Consider the following 23,270-nt stretch of genomic DNA (forward strand, 5'->3'; position numbering starts at 1 on the left):
TAAATGCTATTTTACAAGGGTTTTAACAAACAAACCGATTAAAAGAGAAGAAAGAACCAGAAGGCGTCCTGTTTTTATGATGTTCTATTGCCCGACTGGAGTTTGATCTAACTGAGATAAAAATATCACCAGGTTCGTATCGGTTCCGGTTAAATTCAACTTTTTGCGCAAACGGGTTCGGGCGATTTCTATTGACTTAGGACTAATGTTTGTGATTGCTGAAATCTCTTTAGTGGTTAGATTTAATTTTAAAAAAGCGCATAACCTAAGCTCACTTGGACTAAGGTCGGGGAACCTTTCGTTCAAAATATCAAAGAAGTCTTTATGAATGTTCTGGAACCTAAGCTTAAATTCTTTTAGGAGTTCTGGTTGAAGATTGGATTGTAGATCTATGACTACTTTTTGTACAGCTGTTTGAGACTCTGGTCCCATATTTTGTTTGATTTCCAGCAGCTTTTCAGAAATGACATCTATCAGTTCGTTCTTTTGAACTAAGTGTAATACCTGAGCAGTCAGTTCTTTATCTTTTAATTCTATGTCTTTTTCGAGGTTTTTTTTCTCCAGCTGCAAATGAGCTTGGTTCAGCTGTGATCTTCGGGCTTTATTTTTTTGCAGGAAGAAAAGAAGCGTAATGATGATCAAAGAGAGTCCTAGACTAATAGCAATTATCCAGCTATAAAGATCCTTTTCCCGTTGTTTGGTTTGCAGCTCACTTTGCTTACGGTCAAATTCAAACTGCATTTCTAACTGTGCGATTTTGCGCGTCCTTGCTTCATTAAACAGGCTGTCATTTGTCTCTTTCTGGAGTTCAATCGCTGCCAGGGCCTCTTTGTATTTACCTTGTTGTTTATATATGTTGTATAAATAGGAGGAGGATTGACTTAAAAGCCCATAAGAGCCCAGATCCTTTTTTAGAATGGTCACTTTTTTTAGGTACGGTTCGGCAGCTGTGTAGTCTCCTAAGCTATAATAGTACTGACCAAGTCTATAGTTTGAACTGGCTATACCCATCGTATCCCTGGTTTTTTCCCTGATTGCCATCGCTTCAAGATAGTGTTTAAGCGCTAGTTCATTTTTACCAAGATGTTGATAAACCTGTCCTTGATTATTTAAGATATTTGCAACATTCCCCTGATCACCTATTTGCTTACTGATCTTAAGCGCCTCATTTAAATAGATTTCTGCTCTACGGTAGTCTTTAATTTCTTTATAGGTCCCCCCAAGATTATTCAATAAGCCTGCTTTTCGTTCAAGATTTCTTTCTGTTTTATCTCCTAAATAAGTAAGCGCTTTGGTATATTTTGAAATCGCATTTTTAAAGTCGTTTTGCATCAAATATATTGTACCCAGGTTAACATAAGCAGCAAAAAGGATATTGGGATCGGGCTTTTTTTGCGAGTTATGAATAACCTTATAGTAAAATTGTACGGATTTTGGGTAATTCTCAAGCTGCAGATAGACTGTAGCCAGATTTAGATTAGCTCTTTGTAAGAATGAATCAGATTTAATCATATTTGCAAGCCTTGCTGATTCCTCTGCGTATTCCAATGCTAAAGCAGGCTTGGTTTTGGTGTTTAATTTGGTAAGCTCAGTTGCTATTTTAAATTTTTCCTCATCATTCTCTGTCAGGCTTAATGACTTTTTTAAGCTATCTATTTTTGAGGATTGCGCATCAGAATTTAAGCAAGAAAATGAAATACATGCCAGTAGGAAGAAGTGTTTGATTAATAAATTCTGAAGTAGTTTTTTTCTCACCAAATAGGGATTTAATTAAAAATGCAACATTCAATAATTAAGGTTTAACGCGATAAAAATACGAATCTTAATCCTTATTCAAGCTAATTTTAGTTTCTAGCCTGAGTCTGATCGAGTTGAGATAAGAATATAATTAAGTTCTGGTCGGTACCGGTTAGGTTTAATTTTTTACGCAAACGGGTTCGGGCTATTTCAATTGATTTCACACTTGTATTTGTTATAGCTGAAATTTCTTTGGTAGTTAGGTTTAGTTTTAAAAATGCACAGAGCCTAAGTTCAGTGGAACTAAGGTTGGGGAATTTTTTGTTTAAAATATTGTAAAAATCCTCATGAATGTGCTGGATTCTTAGCTTAAATTCTTCAAAAAGTTCTGGTTGAAGATTTGATTGTAGATCGGTAATGAGGTTCTGAACCGCCATTCGAGACTTGATATCCAGATTGTGGTTGATCTCAAGCAGTTTTTCTGAAATTACATGGATGAGTTCATTTTTGTGAACCAAATGCAATACCTGTGTCGTTAGTTCTTTATCTTTTAATTCAATGTCTTTTTCCAGATTTTTTTTCTCTGATTGTAGGTTCGCCTGTTCAAGTTGTGCACTTCTAACTTTACTTTTTTGCAAATAAAAAAGAAGGGTTGCAACGATTAAGGAAAGACCAAGACTAGCTGCGGCCAATATGAAATACAAATTCTTTTCCCGTTGTTTTGCTGCTAATTCAGCTTGTTTGAGATCCAAATGAAATTGCGTTTCCAATCGACCTATTTCTCGTGTTCGTTTTTCGTTGTATAGTGTATCATTTACTTTTTTGCTTAATTCAATCGCCTCCAGAGCATGCTTGTAATCACCTTTTTGCTTATACAACTGGAAAAGATAGAATGAAGAAACACCTACATAATGCAAGGATTCTATTTGTCTTGCGGTTTCAATCGCTTTCTTGAAATACGTTTCTGAGGCGTTGTAATCGTTCAACTTGTAATAGAATTTGCCAACACTTATATAAGATTGGGTAAGTCCCCATTTATGATCGTTTCTCTTCCTGATTTCTATGGCTTCCAGGTATTGTTTAAGGGCAGTATCGGTTTTACCCTGATCAGCATACAAAGTTCCCTGATTATTCAGCACATTAGCTATGAGTTCATGATTATTCAAGTGTTTAGCAAGGCTTAGTGCTTCATGGAAGTAATAGGCAGAGGGGGTATACATTTTTTTCTGATTATACAGAATCCCCATATTGTTTAGCAAATAGGCCTTTCGTTCAATTTGTTTGTTATGTGTCGGTTTTTTGATGGAGTATTGTTCAAGTGCTTTAAAGAAGTACTGAAGAGCTCTTTTTTGGTCATTTTGGAAATAAAAAAGAATTCCCGTCATTTCATAAGCGGAAAATAGTAAGTGTGAATCTCCATTTTTTTTTGCAGCGCGGATACTTTTGAGGAGCAGCTGGAGCGCATGGGGATAATCCCCCATAGATATATAAGCGGTGGCCTGACTGATGTATGCTCTATTCAATAATGAATCAGCACCCAGGCTTTTGGCTAACCGCTCAGATTCATTCGCATATTCAAGGGCTTGGGTGGGGGTAGGTTTATACAATTCTTCAGAAAGGAGAAGAGTTAATCTAAGTCTGTTCTCGACAGATTGGCTACGATTCAATAATTCTTTTAAGCGCTGAATAGTACTGTCTGACTGTGCATTTACATCTGTCTGAACAAAAAAAATGGCAATAAAAATCAAAACTAACTTTAGTTTAGTGCCAGTTTTTACGTCTCTATCGAATTTTAAGTTCAAAACAGTTAGGCTATAAAATTTAGATAAAGCACTAATTGTGCTAAGGAAGGAATAGTTATAATTATTAGGGGCAGAAAATGGATACAAAAAAATATTATTTTCAAAAGTAAGAATAATAAAACATTGGAACTGTCTTTTATATTAACTATTAATATATTTGTAGCATAGTACTTGCTGAATTTTATTGTTTTTGCAAATAAATAAAATCATCTTAGATGGTTGTTATTTTATACATCTATTGATTATTCATTCGGGGCACATGGGGGAACCTGACCAACCATTTTTATCTATTACTGACTTTGAACTACTATTCCAAAAGCACTATAAGTTTCTGTGTTTGGTCGGGAATCAGGTAATTGGTGATTTGGATGTGTCGAAAGACCTGGTACAGGAGTTTTACATTGATTTTTGGAGACGAAGGGAAACGCTACAATTATCAGGTACATTTCAATCCTATGCAACACGCGCCGTTAAAAATTTATGCATTTCTTATTTGCGTAAGCTTGAAGCTACTGAGGCTAAGAAAAATCAGTTCAATGTTGAAGAAAGTTTTGATCCCCAGGTTGATGCAGAGCTTCAGTTTGATCGCGAAAAACTTGATGTAGAACTTCGGGCTGCTATTGATAAGCTTCCAAAAGCGTGCAGGAATATATTTATGTTGCATAATTTTGAAGGTCTGAGTTACGCTCAAATTGCTGAACGAAATCAAATCTCAATCAATACTGTTAAAACACAAATAAAAAGAGCTTATGCCTTTTTACGGAATGAACTACCAAAACAACCTCTTGTTTTTATTTATTTTATGTTTCTGTATTCCAGGTACTTGTAGTTTGTTTTAATGGTTTTTTAACATTCTTGTCACCCGCTCTCTAATTTTTTTCGACTTATTTTTAGATGATGAGCAAACCAGACAATAACGATCAACCGGAATGGGAACAAATTCTTCGTTCACTTGAACAAGGATATGAAGTGACTGAAGATCGCCTCAATGAACTGACTGTTGATGAAAGAGCTTATATCTCAGAAATTACAGACAAACAAAAGCTAGGTGAAGCTGTAGCCTCATTGGAAGCTATTGATTTGAAAGCAGACTGGGGTTTAGTTAGCAGTCAATTGGATGAAGCCTCAGTTAACAAACGTACTGTTGCGCTCTTTTCAAAATGGGCACGTTATGCTGCCATTTTATTCCTGCCTGTTGCCTTGACTGTGGGCTTATACCTGACCTTATCAGACAAGCAGCCAAAACAGGATCAGCTGGCCCGTAAACATGAAAATAGAGGGGCAAATAAAGTAACCTTAATTCTTGGAGACGGAAGAGAAATTGAGCTTGACAGCCAGCAATCTATCAAAACTTCGGACGGAACTCAGATTCAAACAGATGCTGATCATGGCCTCGTGTATACAACTGAAAAGAATGAAAACAGATCCGCGATTTTTAACACCCTCGTGATCCCGAAAGGTGCAGATTATAAATTGTTACTGGACGATTTAACTGAAATTTGGCTAAATTCCGACTCCCGTATAAAATATCAGGTGAATTTTAATGCAACCAAAACCCGCGAAGTATATCTTGAAAAAGGAGAAGCTTACTTCAAGGTTGCTAAAAATCCAAATAAACCATTTATCGTACGTAGTGCTTTAATGAGTTTGCAGGTTTTGGGTACCTCGTTTAATATGAATACTTATTCAAATGAAGTTCAGACTACGTTGGTTGAGGGTAAAGTGAAATTGGAATCATTTGGTTCCAGGGAGCAGATGTTACTGAACCCGGGCCAACAAGGCAATTTTGATAAGTTTACCGGAAGTCTGAAAAAGCAGGATGTAGATGTCTTTCCTTTTGTAGCCTGGAAGGATGGAATTATAGTATTCCAAAATGAGAATATGGGAGAATTAATGGCCCAGTTAGGAAGATTGTATGATTATGAAATTGAATTTAAGGATCAAAGCTTAAAACAATTGCATTATACCGGTCGTGCTGACAAATCAGAATCCATACAAAATATACTGGCAATTATCCAGGAGACAGCAAACTTGAAATTTATGATTAAAGAAAGGAGAATCACCGTAGGAAAGCAATAAAAATTAACGGGCAATGTGCAACCATTACCCGTATAGCCAAGTTTTTATAAATCATTTGCTTGTGGGCAACAGGGATTTAATATGTTCAACTTAAACCAAACCAAATCTAATGAAAAAAAATTACGAAGAACTTATCAACGTAAAAAACATTCGGAAAGGAGAATGCAGGAAAATAGGGATGTTAACCTTACTGTTTTTAGCTCTTTCCATCAATGTGATGGCGCAATTGAGGCCAAAAGTGAGCCTCGACGTTAAAAATGTCCAACTTTCAACTGCGTTGGATGCGCTTCAGAAACAGGTAAAGACTTACATTGTTTATAACCATGAAGAAGTAAACGCTAAGCCTAAAGTTACTTTAAAAGTTAAGGATCAGTCGCTTGATAATGTGTTGGAGCAGTTACTGGCTGGTTCTGGTCTGAAGTTCAGTTTTCGGGCTAACAGTGTAATTATTGGGCCTAAACAAAAGGATGAAAATACCGGTACCAGAAAAGTTTCCATTACCGGAGAGGTTACCGATGAAAATAGGATGCCTTTGCCCAGGGCTACGGTTTCCGAACTGGGAACCAGCAATGGTGTGCTTAGCGATGAAAATGGACGATTTCGATTAAGCGTTGCTGAAGATGCTGTTTTAGTGATCACTTATTTGGGGATGACGGATCAGCGTATTTCAGTAGCTGGGAAAACTTCATTCAAAATCACCATGAAATTAAAAGATACAACCATTGATGAAGTGGTTGTAACGGGTATTCCATTTAACCGAAGAACGGAAAGCTTTACAGGCTCTGCATCAAAAATTACACGTGAGCAATTATTAAAGGCCGGAAACCTGAATATCTTTCAAAGTCTGAAAAGTGTAGAACCTTCGCTTAACATTCAGGATAATCTAGCTTTTGGTTCTGATCCAAACAGAATGCCTGAGATGCAAATCAGAGGTGCTTCTTCATTTCCGGATCTTAAAGGTCAATATGCAACCAGTCCGAATCAACCCTTATTTATTGTTGATGGTTTTGAAATGACCATTCAAAAGGTTTCAGATCTTGATATCAACAGAGTAGAGTCTGTTACGATTTTGAAGGATGCCTCTGCTAAAGCTTTATATGGTTCAAGAGCAGGTAATGGGGTTATTGTAATAGAAACAGTAAAAGTGAAAGCAGGTGAGTTGAGGATTAACTATACGGCAACTGTGGGCCTGGAAATGCCTGATCTGAATAGTTATAACCTGGTCAATGCCACGGAAAAAATAGACCTGGAGCGACAATTAGGTGCTTACAGCAGACTACAGCCTATTGTTGGTTTACAATATGATAGTCTTTATTACGCCAATTTGAAAGAAGTACAAAGCGGCGTAAATACCGATTGGTTAGCGCAACCTGTTCGGACAGGCATTACCAATAAACATACTTTTGGTTTTGAGGCCGGTGATGATAAATTAAGGGCAGGACTTACTTTCTTCTCTAACAACACACAGGGTGTGATGAAGGGCAGTGAGCGGAAAAGTCTTGGTGGTGCTCTATCACTTACCTATCGCTATAAAAATGTATTGTTCAGAAACCAGCTTCAATATACTGGTGTAAAAGCTGCCAATTCTCCATATGGTGAATTCTCGGAGTATGCAAGGTTAAATCCATACTGGAGACCTTTTAATGCCGACGGTAGTGTTCGTAAGCTTCTGGGCATCGGGCCAGTACTTTCTGAAAGTGTTTACAATCCAATGTACAATGCTACACTTAATACAGCTTCAACATCAGAATATACTGATGTCACCAATAATACTTATTTGGAGTGGACACTAAACCAAAATATCAAAGTTATCGGTAGGGTTGGGTTTACTAATACAGTAAGCGGAACGGAAGTATTTCTTCCGGGTAATCATACCAGGTTCAATAGTTTTATAGGTGATAACCTGTTTTTGAAAGGAACCTATGATAAGGGGAACGGTAAGTCTACTATGGTAAGCAGCGATGTGAACGTGAATTATTCGAAAGTATGGGGGAAGCATGTCTTATATACAAATGTCGGTGCAAATATTAGGGAGGATAATTCAGAAAATTACCTGTATAGTGCTATAGGTTTCCCTAATGACAAAATGGATAACATCATTTTTGCCAAACAATATGCCCTTAATGGTAAACCTTCAGGTACTGAATCTATCAATCGTGAATTAGGTGGATTGGCAGCCGCGAATTATTCTTTCGACAACAGATATTTTGCAGATTTATCCGTGCGTACAACTGCTTCATCACAATTTGGTACAAATAGTCGCTGGGGTTCATTCTGGTCTGCCGGTGCAGGTTGGAATTTGCACAATGAAAAGTTTTTACAGGGAAATAAGACAATCACGCACCTGAAGTTACGTGGTTCAATGGGATATACGGGCTCGCAAAACTTCAATTCCGACCAGGCGCTGTTATTGTACAACTACTTTGTTGACAATTCATATCAGGGCATGTTGGGTACGTATTTGAATGGTTTGGCCAATGAGGATTTAAAGTGGCAACAGAAACTGGATTATAATGCTGGCCTGGATGCTGAAATCATGTCGCGTTTAAACTTGCGCGTTGATGTTTATAATGCCATTACAACAAACCTTTTAACGGATATTACCACACCTCCTTCACTTGGTTTCGATTCTTATAAGGCAAATCTAGGACAGATTCGCAATACAGGAATTGAACTTAAACTAAATTACAGGATGCTGTTAAATCCGGCTATCCGGAGATCACTCAACCTGTTCGTAACAGGTATATCAAACACCAATAAAATCGTAAAAATCTCTAATTCACTCCAGAGCATTACAGAAGAGCAGGACAGGTTATCAACGAGAAGTAATAAACCTTTAGTGAGATTTCAGGAAGGGCAGTCGTTGGATGCCATCTGGGCAGTACCCTCTATGGGAATTGATCCTGCCACAGGAAAGGAGATTTTCGTGAAACTGGACGGAACGCTTACGGAGACCTGGAACGCAAATGATAAAGTGGTAGTAGGGCTAAACCAACCTAAAGTATTTGGTAACATGGGAGCCAACTATGAATATAAAGGTTTCAGCATCGGTTTTATTGCACAGTATAAAGTGGGTGGACAAATCTATAACCAAACCCTGGTTGATAAGGTAGAGAACGCACAGTTGAATTATAATGTAGATAACCGTGCTTATTACGACAGCTGGAAAAAACCGGGCGATAATGTATTGTTTAAAAGTATCGGTGTTTCCAATGCTCTTACGCTGGCTACTTCCAGGTTTGTGCAGGACTTTAACGAACTGAATATCTCTTCTGTTAATGTTGGTTATGATTTCTATAGATTCAGCTTTGTAAAGAAATTAAGTCTGCAGCGCTTACAGGTGATGTTAAACATGAACGATGTATATAGATTCTCAAGCGTGCGTGCTGAAAGAGGAACGGCTTACCCGTTTGCACGTTATGGCTCTTTTACAGTCACAGCTAACTTTTAACCATACATTTTTATAAACCTAAAGAACTAAAGAAATGAGAAATAGATTAATAGTAGGCTTAATGACAATTGTCGTGATGCTATCTGTAAGTTCATGTAAAAAGTGGTTGGATGTACAACCCCGCACTAAGATCAAATCTGATGTGCTGTTACAAACAGAGCAGGGGTATAAAGATGCTTTGATCGGTTGTTATACCTTAATGAAATCACAGTCATTATACGGTCGTGAACTGACTTTTGGTTTCATGGATGCGGTAGCGCAGCAGTATGATACCTTTAACAATTCTACCTACGGCAGCGTAGCGCAGTTTAGATATACCACTGACGCGAAAGTCCGTATTCAAATAGATGGCATGTGGAGAGGTATGTACAATATACTGGCTAATGTTAATAATATCCTCGATAACATCGACAATAATAAAGCGCTGTTTACAGGAAATAATTATCAGATTATAAAAGGTGAAGCACTTGCAATCAGGGCTTTCATCCATCTCGATTTGCTGCGTAATTTTGCCTCAACCGATCTTACAAAAATAGCTATTCCTTATGCGAATAGCCTTAGTACCGAAGTTACGCCGCGTTCAACAGGCAACCAGGTGATGGACTTACTTTTGAAAGATCTGGAGGATGCTGTTTTAAATCTTAATGTAGATCCGATAAAAAAGGGTATTAAACGTTCAGCAACAGATGAGTTTTTAAATAATCGTCACCAACGCCTAAACTACTTTGCGGTAAAAGGTATTGCTGCAAGGGCTTATTTGTGGAAAAATGATAAGGTAAATGCACTGACAAATGCAATGGAGGTAATTCAAGCCGGAAACCAGGTATTTCCATGGATTCAAACCTCGAATATATCGGCGACTGCAGATATGGACAAAGATTTTACTTTTTCAACAGAAAATCTTTTTGCACTGAATGTATTTGACCTGAAGATCATTGCTAATAAGTGGTTTATTTCAGCTTTTTCAGGAGATCAGTTATTAAAGAGTTCATTTAATTATGAGTCGATGTATGAAAAGGGGGGGATTGGGGCTAACGACTATCGATTGATATATACTTCAAGGCTATCTGGCAATAATTATATCCTTTATAAATTCTTTCAGCCCGACAATTATAAGATTGCTTATGCATCAATGATTCCTTTAGTAAGGCGCTCTGAGATGAATTACATCGCCGCTGAATGTAATGTTGGCTTAGACAATGGAAAGGCTATCGACCTGCTTAACGAGGTAAGAGAACATAGGGGAATTACGACACCGCTTTCCGCTTCGTTAACAGATGCACAGGTTAAGGCTGAAATTTTAAAGGAGTATAGAAAGGAATTTCAGGGAGAAGGACAGCTTTTTGGGTATTGTAAAAGGACTAAGCAGGCTAAGTTTCCGCCGAATTCTGTCACTTTAACGGATGTCCAATTGGTATTACCAATGCCCGAAAATGAAATTGAATTTGGTAAATAGATTAAAGTAAGATTATTCAACTTAAAAAAAATAAAATGAAAGCAATAATAAAACTATATGCTTTAATTCTTTCTCTAACTGTACTTTTAGGTGCCTGTACTGAGAAAGATATACTAGGTTACGAAAATGATCCGCGTTTGTTTTTTCAGATTCCAGGAAGTGGCAGTATTGCGCTTCGTGATTCAATTATCTATTCCTTCCCGGCTTATCCAAATATCGGAGACCATGATACCCTTTGGTTTAAAGCCAATATAATGGGTAATGCAAGTCCTCAGGATAGAGAAATAGGTATTAAGATAAATGCTAAGTCGACGACGGCTGTGGAAGGCGTAAATTTTAAATTCGAAAGCAAAGTATTACCTGCCAATGCTTTTTCGGTTCGCATTCCAATAGTAATTTACAAAGCGGGTTTAAAGGATAAATCAGTACGATTAGAAATAGAGGTAGCAGAGAACCAAAATTTCAAAGTAGGTTTTGAGCGGTACAGGAAAGCTGTATTTATTTGGGGAGACAAGTTTCTAAAGCCGGATATCTGGGATAAATCGAATTATCTCAATGCTTTCGGAACGTTTACCGAAACCAGATACGCCTTTATACTGAAAGCCTGCAAAATCACGGAACTTCCGGATCCAATGAACCTTGTGTTGCTTGCTGATTTTAATGCAAGGGCAAGAACGGCGCTATTGGAGTACAACACTACACCAGGTAATACACCTTTAACGGATGAGCTTGGTACTGTGGGATTCCCTGTGTTTACAGGTATTGGAGGTAATGGTTAAATCAAAAACAAATATAGACTAATGAAAATATATAACTATTGTTTTGCAGTTTTAGCTGCAATTGTGTTGTTTTTATTTGGCTGTGCCAAAGATAAAGGCAATTATGACTATAAAGATTTAAGTACCAGCTTTGTGGATACTGTAGCTATGCCGAATACTTTTTTTGTTAAACAAAATGAAAGTATTGAACAAGATGCAGTAAGTACGCCTGGGACTCCCGGAAATTTGGTGTATGAGTGGCGCCTGTTACAGCAGAGCTTTTCTCCGGATCCGGCAACGGGAATTTATTTTAACAAACTGCTCGCGAATACTAAAAAGCTTTCTTACAAGGTAGTTGATGCACCGGGAAGTTATATGTTGGTATTGTATGTAAAAGACAATGCCAACGGGGGAATAACTCAAATAGTTAAGATGCCATTTACCATCGGTTCTTATGCATCTCCAGGATGGATGGTATTACATGGGGATAATACAAGCAGTGATATCAGTATTATAGTGAATAATAAATTGCTGGGTAATCTATTGCCTGCCAATACGGACTACGTTCAGCCGAATGTATTTTCTGAAACTAATGGTGCAAAAATACAAGGTGAAGGCGCTAATGTGATTTATATGAGTAATCATTGGGTTGATGTGTTTACCAAGACTGATCAGGGGGGCTACCGCATAAGTGGTGATGACCTGCGTATCAAAAATACTTATAGCAACATGTTTATAAATCCACTTTCAGCTTCCGATATTCAATATCAGGCCTATGCAGGTTGGAGTTATAACGAGTTGCTGATCAATAAAGGAAGCTTGTATTTTGTTCCGCAACCTACACCTAGTTTGTATTACCAGTTCGGTGTAAGGTGTTTTGGTGAAGATTATGTGGCCGCGCCTTTTATTGGTACCATTTTCAACTTCTCTTATTACGGTGTGATTTATGATATGAAGAATAAACGCTTTCTTTATATTGATTTTCAGAGGTATGTCAAGCAATTTAAAGAGCCGGGATTAACAGCCAAATTTAACATGCGGAACGTAGGCAAAGAGATGGTTTACGCCGAACATGGCTTTGCAAAAGGATGGTTTTGCGTAATGCAGGATGAAGGGAATCCAAATTCACGTGAATTGTTCATCTGTAATTTTGATAAGACCGATGATGGAAACAGAGCGCTCGACCGCATTAACATCAGCAATGCTACTGATCTTAATAACGCTAAGTACTTCTCCATTGGCAATCGGGCCAACGTAATGTATTATGCTACAGATACCAAAATTTACCAGAACAACTACGCCGGTGATTTATTTTCAACACAACGGTATGACATATCCGTCTCATATCCGGGTAATGTGATTACAGGCATGAAGTTATTGAAGGTAAATCTTCATCCCAATGATGGTAAAATCCTTTATGTTGCACTTTATAATCCGACTACAAAAGCAGGAACTCTTTTGCAAATTGATGTGAATGAGGTAAGCGGTGTTTTTGGAGCGATAAAGGCTTATACAGGCTTCGGCAAAATTTCAGGAATGAATTATAAAATTAAATAATTGAAACATGCAATCAATGGCATTATTGTGTCATTGATTGCATCACAACCTTTTTATATCATAAAAAACTAAAATGAATAATAATCCATTAAAACGTATTGCTGCTATATTAGGCATCTCACTGTTAAGTTTACAGAGCTTTGCCGCTAATCCTTATTGCGTAGTTAAAGGCAAAATCAGCGGAGTGACGAAAGATTCAAAGATAATAGTGCAGCGTAGTGGCGGTGATCATGGTGGGGACGTAGCTATACAGCAGGCTACAATTAAAGCCGACGGAACATTTTTATTTTCACTTCCTGAGACGGTAAGTAATCAATTGTATGAGTTCAAAATCGATGGATCGAGGGGAGGCTTTACTTTCGTTGCTGAAAAAGGTCAGGTGGAAATCACTAGTGATATCAAAAAGATGTATACGGCCGAAATAAAGGGAACCCCTGAAAATGATCGCTGGAACAACTTTCAGCAATTCACACGTCAGCAAACTCAAAAAAGCAATGAAATGAATATGAGTGGAAGCAAGTTCAGCAAAGAAGAAAAACTGGCCTTTTTTAAAAGTGTGGAAGCTGAGAAGAAACGCTATGTAGATTCGTTGGCTAAAAACTTCCCAAATTCAGTGGTTGCTTTATATCTGGCCAAAGTGCCGCTGATGATGATGAAGCACGATCAGATTGATAGTGTTTTAAAAGGGTTTAAAGCCCACTTCTCTACACATCCCTATTATGTGGCTATGAAAAAGCGTGCTGATATATTACGTAAAGTTGCTCCAGGCGCAATTGCCCCAGACTTTAATGTAGTTAAACCTGATGGGAAATCTAAAATTTCTTTGTCGTCATTCCGTGGGAAGTATGTGATGTTAGATTTTTGGGCTTCCTGGTGCGTGCCTTGTCGTGCTGAAAATCCTCATACAAAACATTTGTATGAGAAATATAAAGATAAAGGATTGGAAGTAATTTCTTTTTCGTTAGACCACGAAATAAAACCCTGGAATGAGGCTATAGTGAAAGATGGTATGGTATGGAAACATGCATCTGATCTTGTAGGTGGTGTAAAATCACCGGTTGCTCAGAAATACGGTATTGATGGTATTCCTGCAATTTGGATTATTGATCCTAATGGAAAAATTATTGCAGAAGGTTTGAGAGGTGAAGCACTTGAAAAATTGCTTGAGTCGATCTTTGCACCAAAGACAAAAGGCTAAAAAGGAACCTACTAACCCTATTAATATTACGAAAACAAAGGATTGAATATGTATAAGAAAATCATTTCAAAATGGTCACTGCTGGTTGGACTGTTGCTGTCTTTTAGCGGGCAGCTAAGGGCAGATGAAGGGATGTGGCTGTTGGCCTTATTAAAGCAGCAGAACGCGGAAGAGCTAAAGGCAATGGGATTGAAGATTCCAATTGAAAAATTAACAGGTGAAAATGAAGGCGCGCTGACTGAAGCCGTAGTGGCTTTTGGTTCAGGTTGTACCGGCTCTTTGATCTCAGGATCAGGGCTTGTACTTACCAATTATCATTGCTCTTATGGTGCAATTCAGCAATATATTTCGCCAACAAACGATATTTTTAAAAAGGGATATTGGGCTGCCAAAGAGGGGGAAGAACTCCCTGTTGGTGACCTGGCTATTACCATCAATAAAAAAATATTGGATGTAACTGCCGAGGTAAAGGCAAATTCTCAGGATGTTTCGGATGTTAACAGTATCAATAAAGCAATAAAAGCTGTTTCGCAAAAATATGCTCAGAAGTATCCAGGTTATAAGATTTCAATCAGACCCTATAAGGACAACACTTTATTTGTGCTTTTTTTACAGCTACAATACAGAGATGTTCGCCTGGTAGGTGTTCCTCCAAAAAATGTAGCGAAATTTGGTGGAGAAACGGATAACTGGATGTGGCCACGACAAAGTGCGGATTTTGCTTACTTCAGAGTTTATGCCGATAAAAATGGTAAACCTGCTGTCTATTCGAAAAGCAATGTTCCTTTAGTGGTGAAGAACTATTTACACATTTCAACCGAAGGTTATAAAAATGGAGATTTTGCCATGTCAATGGGCTACCCTGGTCAATCAGAGCGTAATGCGACTTCTTCTCAGATCTGGCAAAAAACGCAGGTTTTAAACCCGCCGATGATTGCTGTAAGGGCACTTAGTCAGTCTATTCTTGAAAAGGAAATGGATAAGAGCAATGAGATAAAACAGTTGTATGCTGAAAATTATGCCAATTCCGCTAACTATTACAAGAATGCAGTAGGCATGAATTTTTGGGTAAATAAGCTGCATATTTTGGCTAAGAAGGAAGCTCATGAGAAAGAGTGGATGAACTGGGTAATGAAGGATGAATCTAGGAAAGCAAAATTTGCGACTCTGATGCCAAAGTTGAAGGCCGAAATTGAAGCCAATGCAAAGTTTAAACGTGCCCAAACATATTATTCTGAATGCTTTAGTACCGCTGCAGGTATCCCTCGTTTCCTTTCGGGGTTTGGTAGTGGTTTTTACACTTACGATTTGAAAAAATCTCCGGAGGTGAGTAAAAACCTTGCAGTTAATACAAGCATGTATTATAAGAAAATGGATATGGGGGTTGAGAAACAACTTACCAAGGCAGTACTTAAACTATGTAAAGATAGTTTACCTGCTGATCTTCGCCCTGATGTATTTGAATTGAAAAAATTGGATACTGATGCACAAATTGATCAATATGTGGATGAGTTATTTAAAAATTCTCTTTTTACCGATTATGCAAAATTAGATAGATGGTTCAAAAATCCTATTGCTTCTATAAGTGATGATCCGGTTGCTCAATTGATGAAATCTATCGATAAAAAGCAGACAGAAGTATTTAAAGAGGCCGAATTAAATGCAAGAAAGATTTATAGAATCGTTGAATCGTATTACAACAGTATTTCTGATTTCAAATCTGGTAAATACTATCCAGATGCAGATAAATCCATCCGTCTTTCTTATGGAACCGTATCGGATCTGGTATTAGATAATAAAACTGTTCCATATCAGACTACCTTAAGTGAGTTGATTGCAAAGGCTGATACGGTAAATAAGGATTACTTCCTGAATAAAGATTTACAGGTACTCTGGCAAAAGAAGGATTATGGAAAATACGCTGTAAATGGAGAGATGCCGGTTTGTTTTGTAACCAATGGGGATGTTACAGGTGGCAATTCAGGAAGTCCGATGATGAATGCCAAAGGGCAGATTATTGGGTTGGTGTTCGACTGCAACTGGGAATCAATGACCAGGGAGTTTAATTATGAAAAAGACCTGAATAGAGTTATTTGCGTCGATGTTCGTTATCTGTTGTTTGTAACCGAAAAGTTTTCAGGAACAAATAGAATTATCGGGGAAATTGAACAGGCAAACCAGACTGGGGTATAAATTAACGTAAATGAAGGTGGCGGTTATGCCACCTTCGATTAACTCATAAAATAGATGAAACAAATACTCAGACAGCTGCTCATCATTGTTTGTGGATGGATGTTTTCCTGCCCGGCTTTTGCGTCAAACGATATTAAAACAATTGTTAAAGGTTCCATTCAGGGAATCGATATCAAACACATTACCATATTTAACCGTGAATCTGTACGTGGTTCAAGAGTCACAGATTCCATAAATTCTAATGGACAGTTTCAATTTAACCTGAACGTAAAAGTGCCCGGATTTTATGTGGTTTCAATGGGGGAAGATGAGCCAACTGAGTTTGAGATGTACCTTAATCCGGGTGATCAGCTTAGCTTAAAAATTGCAAAAGACCAGGTTTTTATGATAGGTAAAGGAAGTGTATTAAACCAGTTTCTATATGATATGGCGACGAAATTTAAATATAATCCACTTGATTTAGCCAGTCATCTCGAAACTTACAACAATCAGGTTAACGCTATAAATAGTTCAACAAATGCAGAGGTAGTTCGGCGGAAGGCACTATTATTGGGCAATGCACAGGGCGTTTTTTTGGATCAGACATTTGGTCCGCTTTTGGAATCTAAAGCCCATGGAGCGGATGGTAAGATGATGCAGGTCAACTTTTCTGATCTAAACATTCTATTAATCCCGGAAATTATGGTTCACCCTAACTGGAGGCTAAATATCACCGAACTGATGTTTGCTAAAATGAAAGCCGGTCAGTTAAAGATTAATCATGCACACAGCTGGGTAGCCGACTTTGGTAAGGCTATAGAAAACCAGAAATTAAGAGAGGCCTATATCACTGCAACATTAACTTACGCTGCTTCTATTGGAGATCTGGTAGCCGTTCCTAAAGAAATAAATGCGGTATTACCATTGGTTAAAAACCCGGTTAGTGTGGCCAAAATAAATGGTTTGAAAGCAAAAATTAATCAGGGACTGAATTTCTATAAAAATGCACCCCTAGGCACTGACATGAGTGCATATGCTTTTCAAAATGCTAAAGATGAGCTGGTTTCTATTAAAGACTATAAAGGGAAACTGATTTATGTAGATATCTGGAATACGGGCTGTAAACCTTGTATCGCCGAAATGCCATATCTAAAGCAGTTAGAGCAGGACTTGCATGGGGAAGATATCGTTTTCCTTTCTGTTTCTTGTGATTACGATTTAGCGATGTGGAAACGGTTTTTGCAGAAACATAATATGACCGGTGAACAATTAATTATGATGGGTAAAAAGGATACATTTTTTGATAAGATTGGAAAAGGGGGAGTGCCTCGTTTTGTGATTTTAGACAAGCAAGGTAAGATGCTGGATTATAATAGTTGTAAGCGTCCCTCTAATCCGATATTGAAAATTTATTTGACAGAACTACTTAACCAATCAAAACTATGATTACATCAAGAGTTGCATTTATTGCAATTATATTATTTTCTTTTTTCACGGTGAAAGCTCAGGAAACCGAGATTAGAGGGGTTTCAAAAAAAACAAAACCTGACTTTGTAAAGCTATTTAGCGTAAATCAGGGGCAAATGGTAGAACTCGCTTCCGTAAAGCCAGCCGCTAATGGTGCATTTGCTTTTAAATTTAAACCTGCCTATAAAGGATACTACTTGTTGGGCTTTGGAACAGTAAATAATGGTACCCAGGATAAGTATAAACTGTATGTGAAAGGCAACGACCAGATCAGTCTTGAGTTGACGGATGAAGCATATATCCTTAAAGGCAAGAATAATAAAGAGAATATTGTATTAGAACAGTGGTATAAGACCGCTTATAAGGTGGAACGTAAAACGATCTATTTTAATCGTGGTGTCAGATCGTTTAAAGAGTTTTTTCCAATGCTGGAAGAAGCAGTTGCTAAATCAAAACCCTTTAGCGCTGGCATTAATACCGGGAATAGTCATTTCGACAAGTTAATGCGCCAAACCATAGCTTATGATCTTGGCTATTATACCTTAACCTTGTTGCTGTATCCTTCTGCTTCCAGACCTGATGAAAATGATTATACTCCTTATATTAAGAATTTTAAAGCAGATGATTTCCTTCAAAATGAGGTGTTGCTTCAATTCCCTTATGGGATAAATATGTTGAGTAACCTCGTTGCGTTTAAAAACAAGGGCTTAGGCTATGATTTTGATAAAGACGTACTGTCTATTCCAAACGATCAGTTGAAAGGGGATTATGCATTAACATATGCCGCACTTGCAAGATCATATAATAAGTACAAGCAAATTGTGGATACCTACAGTAAGTACTTTACAAGGAATGATCAAAAATTACGCGCAGAAGTTATTGAAGCTAAGAATGGTGTATACAAGCCAGGAGCAAAAGCGTTTGGCTTTAGTTATCCAGATGTGAATGGCAAAATGGTTTCATTATCAGATTTTAAAGGTAAATTGGTATTGGTGGATGTTTGGGCAACCTGGTGCGGTCCTTGCGTAAAAGAGATTCCTTCGTTAAAAAAACTGGAAGAGGAGTTTCATGGTAAAGATGTCGCATTTTTAAGCGTGTCTGTGGACGACCATAAGGATAAGGAAAAATGGAAAAAGTATGTTGCTGATGCGCAACTAGGCGGCGTACAGATTCATTCCGGACCGGGGGCGGAGATTTCAAGGGATTATAAAATTAATGGCATTCCGAGGTTTATGCTTTTTGATAAAAATGGGAATATTATAGATGTCGATTCACCGCGGCCAAGTGACCCAAAACTGAAAGAAATCCTGAAAGAATGGTTAGAATGAAAAAGCAGTAAATTCTCTATATTTATCATCAAATCAGGATTGCATCTATGGGTAAAGAGGCCAGCTACAAATCATTTCGTCCATTTATTTGGGCCTTTATAACCATTGTGTCACTGTTGGCAATCACCCAATATGTTGCTTACCTGCGTTATTCAATGCAGAAGAGGCAGGAACACGAAATTTTGAAGCATGAACTGGATGAAGTAGAAAGTAGATTCAAGGACATCCTTAACCATAGTATATCATCGGCAAATACATTCTCTATACTATATAAGCAGTACGGAAATATTGATAGTTTTGATGAGATCGCCAGGGATATCATGGAACACAATAAAGGGATTGATTTCATGAATTTTGCCGAGAATTATACGATTACCCACGTTTATCCCTTACAGGGGAACCAGAAGATATTGGGGCACAGCTTACTGGAAGTGCCCTTGTTTCGTAAAGAAATTGAGATTGCAATAAAGAGTAATAAGGTACTCTTTGCAGGTCCTTATCGGTTGACGCAAGGTAGAGGAATTGGGATTTCCTGTCGTATACCGATCATTATTAATAATAAATACAAGGGACTGGCAAGCGTGATCACAAAATTACCTACGGTCTTTAGTCTATTGCCGCAATTGAAAAATAATGGTGGAAAATTTGTTTATCAACTCTCTAAAGTAAATCCGGTTACACTCAAATCCGAATCCTTTTTTCCAAATTATGTTCCCAAAGCCAATAGTGGTATTTCAGTTTATATGCCTGAAGGAAATTGGACCTTACATGCTGCTTATTCTTCCCTCTATACCACTTCAAATGATGTATATGCCATATCGGTTCTAGGTATACTGTTAAGTTTCTCCATAAGTATAGTTGTGTATCACCGGGCCAAATTGCCGGTTAAACTTGAGCGCATTATCCAATCGAAAACCAGGGAATTGGCAGGCAGTGAAAAATACTACAGAAGATTGATTGAAAGTAGCACAGATGTCATCGCTTTGTTTAATGCCGCTGGACAGGCTATTTATAGAACACCCTCATTTGAGAAGGTTACGGGCTATACAGTAGCTGAAATGCAAAATGCTTCAGACATAGATCTGGTCGATCCGGAGCATAAAGACCAGGATCGACTGGATTTTGTGAAAGTTGCTTCCATACCAGGTAGTACGCTGTTTAAGCGCCATAAATTAAGGCATAAACAAGGGCATTATATTTATGTAGATGGTATTTATAGGAATATGCTTGAAGACGATAATGTGAAAGCCGTGGTATATACCTACTCAGATGTTACTGATAAGGTGTTAGCTTTACATGATCTTGGCGAACGGGTAAAAGAGCTCTCAACGATTTTTAAATTGAATGAAATATTAAAGGACACTTCGCAAGATATTGACAGTTTATTTGAAAAGATCGTTAATCTTATCCGCGAGGGCTGGCAATATCCTGAATATTGCGAGGCAAAAATAGAATTTGACGGAAAGAAATATATTACCGCTGGTTACCATTCATCACCTTATAGCCAGGTTGCTTCTTTCAGCTTAGTTGATGGGAAGTATGGTTTGGTTGAAGTGATTTATACTAAAGAAAAGCCAAAAGCCTTTGAAGGCTCCTTCTTAAAAGAAGAGCGTGACCTTATCAACACTATTGCTGATACGATTACGATATATTTAAATAAGGCAATCCAGCAACGCAATCTTATCGAATCGCAGAAAAAATTCCAGGATTTAGTTGAGAAATCCTTGGTTGGGGTCTATATTATCATAGATGACGCTTTGGTATACGTAAATCCCAAGGTTGTCGAAGATATCGGTTATACTGAGGAAGAGATGTATCTGCTAACGATCAGGGAATTGGTGCATGAAGAAGATTATGATATGGTCAGCCACAATATGTCGTTAAGGATGCAGGGAATTAATAAAAGCTATGAGACAAGAGTAAAAAGAAAAGATGGAAGTTATATATGGATAGAGGTTTTTGGGAATAATACCACCTATCAAGGAAAAAAAGCTCTTATAGGTACTATGGTGAACATTACCGGGAGGAAAAATCTTGAATTGGAAAGACAGGGAATCATACATGACCTGGAGCAACGGAACAGGGACCTTGAGCAGTTTTCAAACGTGCTGTCCCATAATATACGATCACCGATTTCCACGGTATTGGGATTAATTAGTTTATTGGATCAGGAAATGAATGAAGAGGACATAGCAATCGCCTTGCGGGGTATTGATCAGTCTGTCAAAAAATTAGATGATGTGGTGAAGGATCTGAATGAGATATTGCGCATTCGAAATTCACTTTCTAATGTAAATAGTAGGGTAGTGTTTAAAGAGATTTTAGATGAGACCAGAAAAACACTTGCGGATGCGATAGAAAAGAAAAATGTTTTGATCGAATACGACTTTACTGCTATACCGGATTTAAATTCAGTTCGGGCGTATATAAAAAGTATCTTTTGCAATGTAATCTCCAATGGCATTAAGTATTCACGACCGGGTGTTGTGCCGCATTTACTAATCAGATCTTCAAAGAGCGATGACAAAGTGTTTATCTCATTTAAGGATAATGGTATCGGCATCGATCTAGTGAAATATAAGGACCAGATATTCGGGCTTTATAAACGATTTCATCCCTCCATCGAGGGTAAAGGGCTGGGGTTGTACATTGTGAAAACGCAGGCTACAGCGCTTAACGGAAACATAGAGGTAAGAAGTACGCTGGAGCAGGGGTCCGAATTCATATTGAGCTTTAGTCTGTGTTAACAGAATTCCCACTAAGGGAATAAAATAGTTAAATGATTAGAAGAGTACAATGGGTTCGGAAAGATGCAGTTATGGCTTGTTATCAATGTTTAAATGTTTCATCTCCAAATACACTTCCTGGTACACAATCAACTCTAGCCTGCTTCGAAACCCATTTCTTGCCAGTTTATTGTTTTGGCCTTAGCAGCCTTGCCGTCTGATATAAACGCTTTTAGTATTGCTACGGGGTTAAAATCGATTGTATTGTAAAACATTTTTCCTGCAAAGGTATTCCTCAAAAACTGCAAGGAAATTACAGTAACACAAAGACAGCCTGGTTCAATCTTAAATTCAAATTGTTGTGGAGCTATAACATCTGCTTGATATTTGTATTCTATTTCTGTTGTTTGAACCGGATTGAAATAATGCTGTCCATTTGTCAGATCGAATATGCCAAGCCCAAAGCTCAACATACAATGTCTGATTTCTTTTGGAAAGTTAAGCTCTTGTGGAAGTCGCATTTCTGGTATGCTGATCTTTAATTTATTCCCCGTCACCTCTAATTCCGGACGTACATGAAAAATATTTCTTACCAGTGAATGTTGATTGAATTCAAAACCATTTAGCCTGTCAAAACTATCGCTGCGGAAATCGAAAATGCCTTTATCTATATTTTTACACTGATTTAGAATGTGTACTACTTCAGAATTTAAACGATTTACCATTTCGCCATCGGTAAAATCGGTAGTAATAGGATTAAGATTATTCCTCAAGGTCATGGCTAGCGTACTGGCTTTCCCGAAAATTTTGGCTGCGATTTTACTGGGCTCAGTATGACTGGAAGGTGTAAAAACAGGTTTTTTTTGAATAACCTGTTTATTTCGGTATTTCTTGTATACCGTAGGACCAATTTTGCCTGTAATAAATTTTCCATTAACGCTGGCCATAATTATATTGATTTGAGGTTTAAGAAATGCCTGGCTTTGCATCGACCAGGATAGTATAACTATGCGCAATTAGAGTGCCAGATTAATGCAGTTATCCTGGGTAATAGTAGTAAAAGGCGGGGTGTATGCGGGGTATAGGCGGACTCAATGCGGGCTATGGTAAACTGGTGGACAAAGATGTCTTATACTTGTCTTATACTGATTAGGCTTTACAAAATCGGGGTGACTTTACTGAAATTGCTTTACAAAATTATTTATTTTACTGAATATACTGTACACTTGGTCTGATACGGGTTTTACTTTACAGTTTTGAGAGGGGTTAATAATTATAAAATTAATTGTTTTTCTTTAGTTCTATTATACTTTTTTCTACAGTTTTTCCACCGCTTAATTAACGGTTGTTCAGTAGTATGAGCAATTACTGGTGTGAGATAATCGCAACTCATATGTGGACGAAGATGATTATAAGAGTCAATGCTTTTAGCAACCTCATGCATCGCTTGACTCCTGGATTGAAAAATACGATTAAGCTTAAATTCTGTTTTGAGAATCCCATTTATCCTTTCGGCTATGGGGTTCTCATAAGCTTCTC

The 23,270-nt window shown here is 37.7% G+C and carries 15 protein-coding genes; 11 read left to right on the top strand and 4 right to left on the bottom strand.

The genetic code is table 11. The features are described from left to right. Positions 1-84 precede the first annotated feature (84 nt). On the bottom strand, positions 85-1,755 hold the full coding sequence (locus B9A18_RS10970) for a tetratricopeptide repeat protein (RefSeq protein WP_144009465.1): 1,671 nt from the start codon (positions 1,753-1,755) through the stop codon (positions 85-87). Between the two features lie 89 nt (positions 1,756-1,844). Beyond that, complete coding sequence (locus B9A18_RS10975) at positions 1,845-3,539, bottom strand: tetratricopeptide repeat protein (protein ID WP_144009466.1); 1,695 nt, start codon at positions 3,537-3,539, stop codon at positions 1,845-1,847. A 259-nt stretch (positions 3,540-3,798) separates the two neighbouring features. Here B9A18_RS10975 and B9A18_RS10980 point away from each other — a divergent pair, with 259 nt between their 5' ends. From B9A18_RS10980 to B9A18_RS11030, 11 genes are all read left to right on the top strand, one after another. Next, complete coding sequence (locus B9A18_RS10980) at positions 3,799-4,368, top strand: RNA polymerase sigma-70 factor (protein ID WP_084289335.1); 570 nt, start codon at positions 3,799-3,801, stop codon at positions 4,366-4,368. Between the two features lie 65 nt (positions 4,369-4,433). Further along, entirely contained in the window at positions 4,434-5,618 is a 1,185-nt protein-coding gene (locus tag B9A18_RS10985) for a FecR family protein (RefSeq protein ID WP_084289336.1), read from the top strand. Positions 5,619-5,727: 109 nt separating this feature from the next. Next, positions 5,728-9,069: a SusC/RagA family TonB-linked outer membrane protein gene (locus B9A18_RS10990; protein WP_084289337.1), complete on the top strand. Its 3,342-nt coding sequence runs from the start codon at positions 5,728-5,730 to the stop codon at positions 9,067-9,069. A 34-nt stretch (positions 9,070-9,103) separates the two neighbouring features. After that, entirely contained in the window at positions 9,104-10,525 is a 1,422-nt protein-coding gene (locus tag B9A18_RS10995; protein WP_084289338.1) for a RagB/SusD family nutrient uptake outer membrane protein, read from the top strand. Between the two features lie 35 nt (positions 10,526-10,560). After that, entirely contained in the window at positions 10,561-11,304 is a 744-nt protein-coding gene (locus B9A18_RS11000) for a DUF4843 domain-containing protein (RefSeq protein ID WP_084289339.1), read from the top strand. A gap of 21 nt (positions 11,305-11,325) precedes the next feature. Beyond that, positions 11,326-12,840 (top strand): PKD-like family lipoprotein, encoded by a 1,515-nt coding sequence (locus B9A18_RS11005; RefSeq protein WP_084289340.1) that lies wholly within the window; start codon positions 11,326-11,328, stop codon positions 12,838-12,840. Positions 12,841-12,913: 73 nt separating this feature from the next. After that, entirely contained in the window at positions 12,914-14,038 is a 1,125-nt protein-coding gene (locus B9A18_RS11010; RefSeq protein ID WP_084289341.1) for a TlpA disulfide reductase family protein, read from the top strand. A gap of 48 nt (positions 14,039-14,086) precedes the next feature. After that, positions 14,087-16,231 (top strand): S46 family peptidase, encoded by a 2,145-nt coding sequence (locus tag B9A18_RS11015; RefSeq protein ID WP_084289342.1) that lies wholly within the window; start codon positions 14,087-14,089, stop codon positions 16,229-16,231. A 54-nt stretch (positions 16,232-16,285) separates the two neighbouring features. Next, entirely contained in the window at positions 16,286-17,656 is a 1,371-nt protein-coding gene (locus B9A18_RS11020) for a TlpA disulfide reductase family protein (RefSeq protein ID WP_084289343.1), read from the top strand. Next, positions 17,653-19,005 carry a TlpA family protein disulfide reductase gene (locus tag B9A18_RS11025; protein WP_084289344.1) on the top strand — a complete coding sequence of 451 codons (1,353 nt, stop codon included), beginning with the start codon at positions 17,653-17,655 and terminating at the stop codon, positions 19,003-19,005. The genes B9A18_RS11020 and B9A18_RS11025 overlap by 4 nt, the downstream gene beginning before the upstream one ends. 155 nt (positions 19,006-19,160) lie before the next feature. Next, positions 19,161-21,752 (top strand): PAS domain S-box protein, encoded by a 2,592-nt coding sequence (locus tag B9A18_RS11030; RefSeq protein ID WP_159452640.1) that lies wholly within the window; start codon positions 19,161-19,163, stop codon positions 21,750-21,752. 134 nt (positions 21,753-21,886) lie between these two features. On the opposite strand, the gene B9A18_RS11035 is transcribed toward B9A18_RS11030, so the two are convergent. Together B9A18_RS11035 and B9A18_RS11040 are read right to left on the bottom strand one after the other, a co-directional pair. After that, positions 21,887-22,678 (bottom strand): hypothetical protein, encoded by a 792-nt coding sequence (locus B9A18_RS11035; protein ID WP_144009467.1) that lies wholly within the window; start codon positions 22,676-22,678, stop codon positions 21,887-21,889. A gap of 326 nt (positions 22,679-23,004) precedes the next feature. Beyond that, positions 23,005-23,270, bottom strand: a 266-nt coding sequence (locus B9A18_RS11040) for an integrase core domain-containing protein (RefSeq protein WP_144009468.1), incomplete at its 5' end; no start/stop codon positions are given.

The sequence above is a fragment of the Pedobacter nyackensis genome, assembly GCF_900176505.1.
Classification (GTDB): Bacteria; Bacteroidota; Bacteroidia; order Sphingobacteriales; family Sphingobacteriaceae; genus Pedobacter; species Pedobacter nyackensis.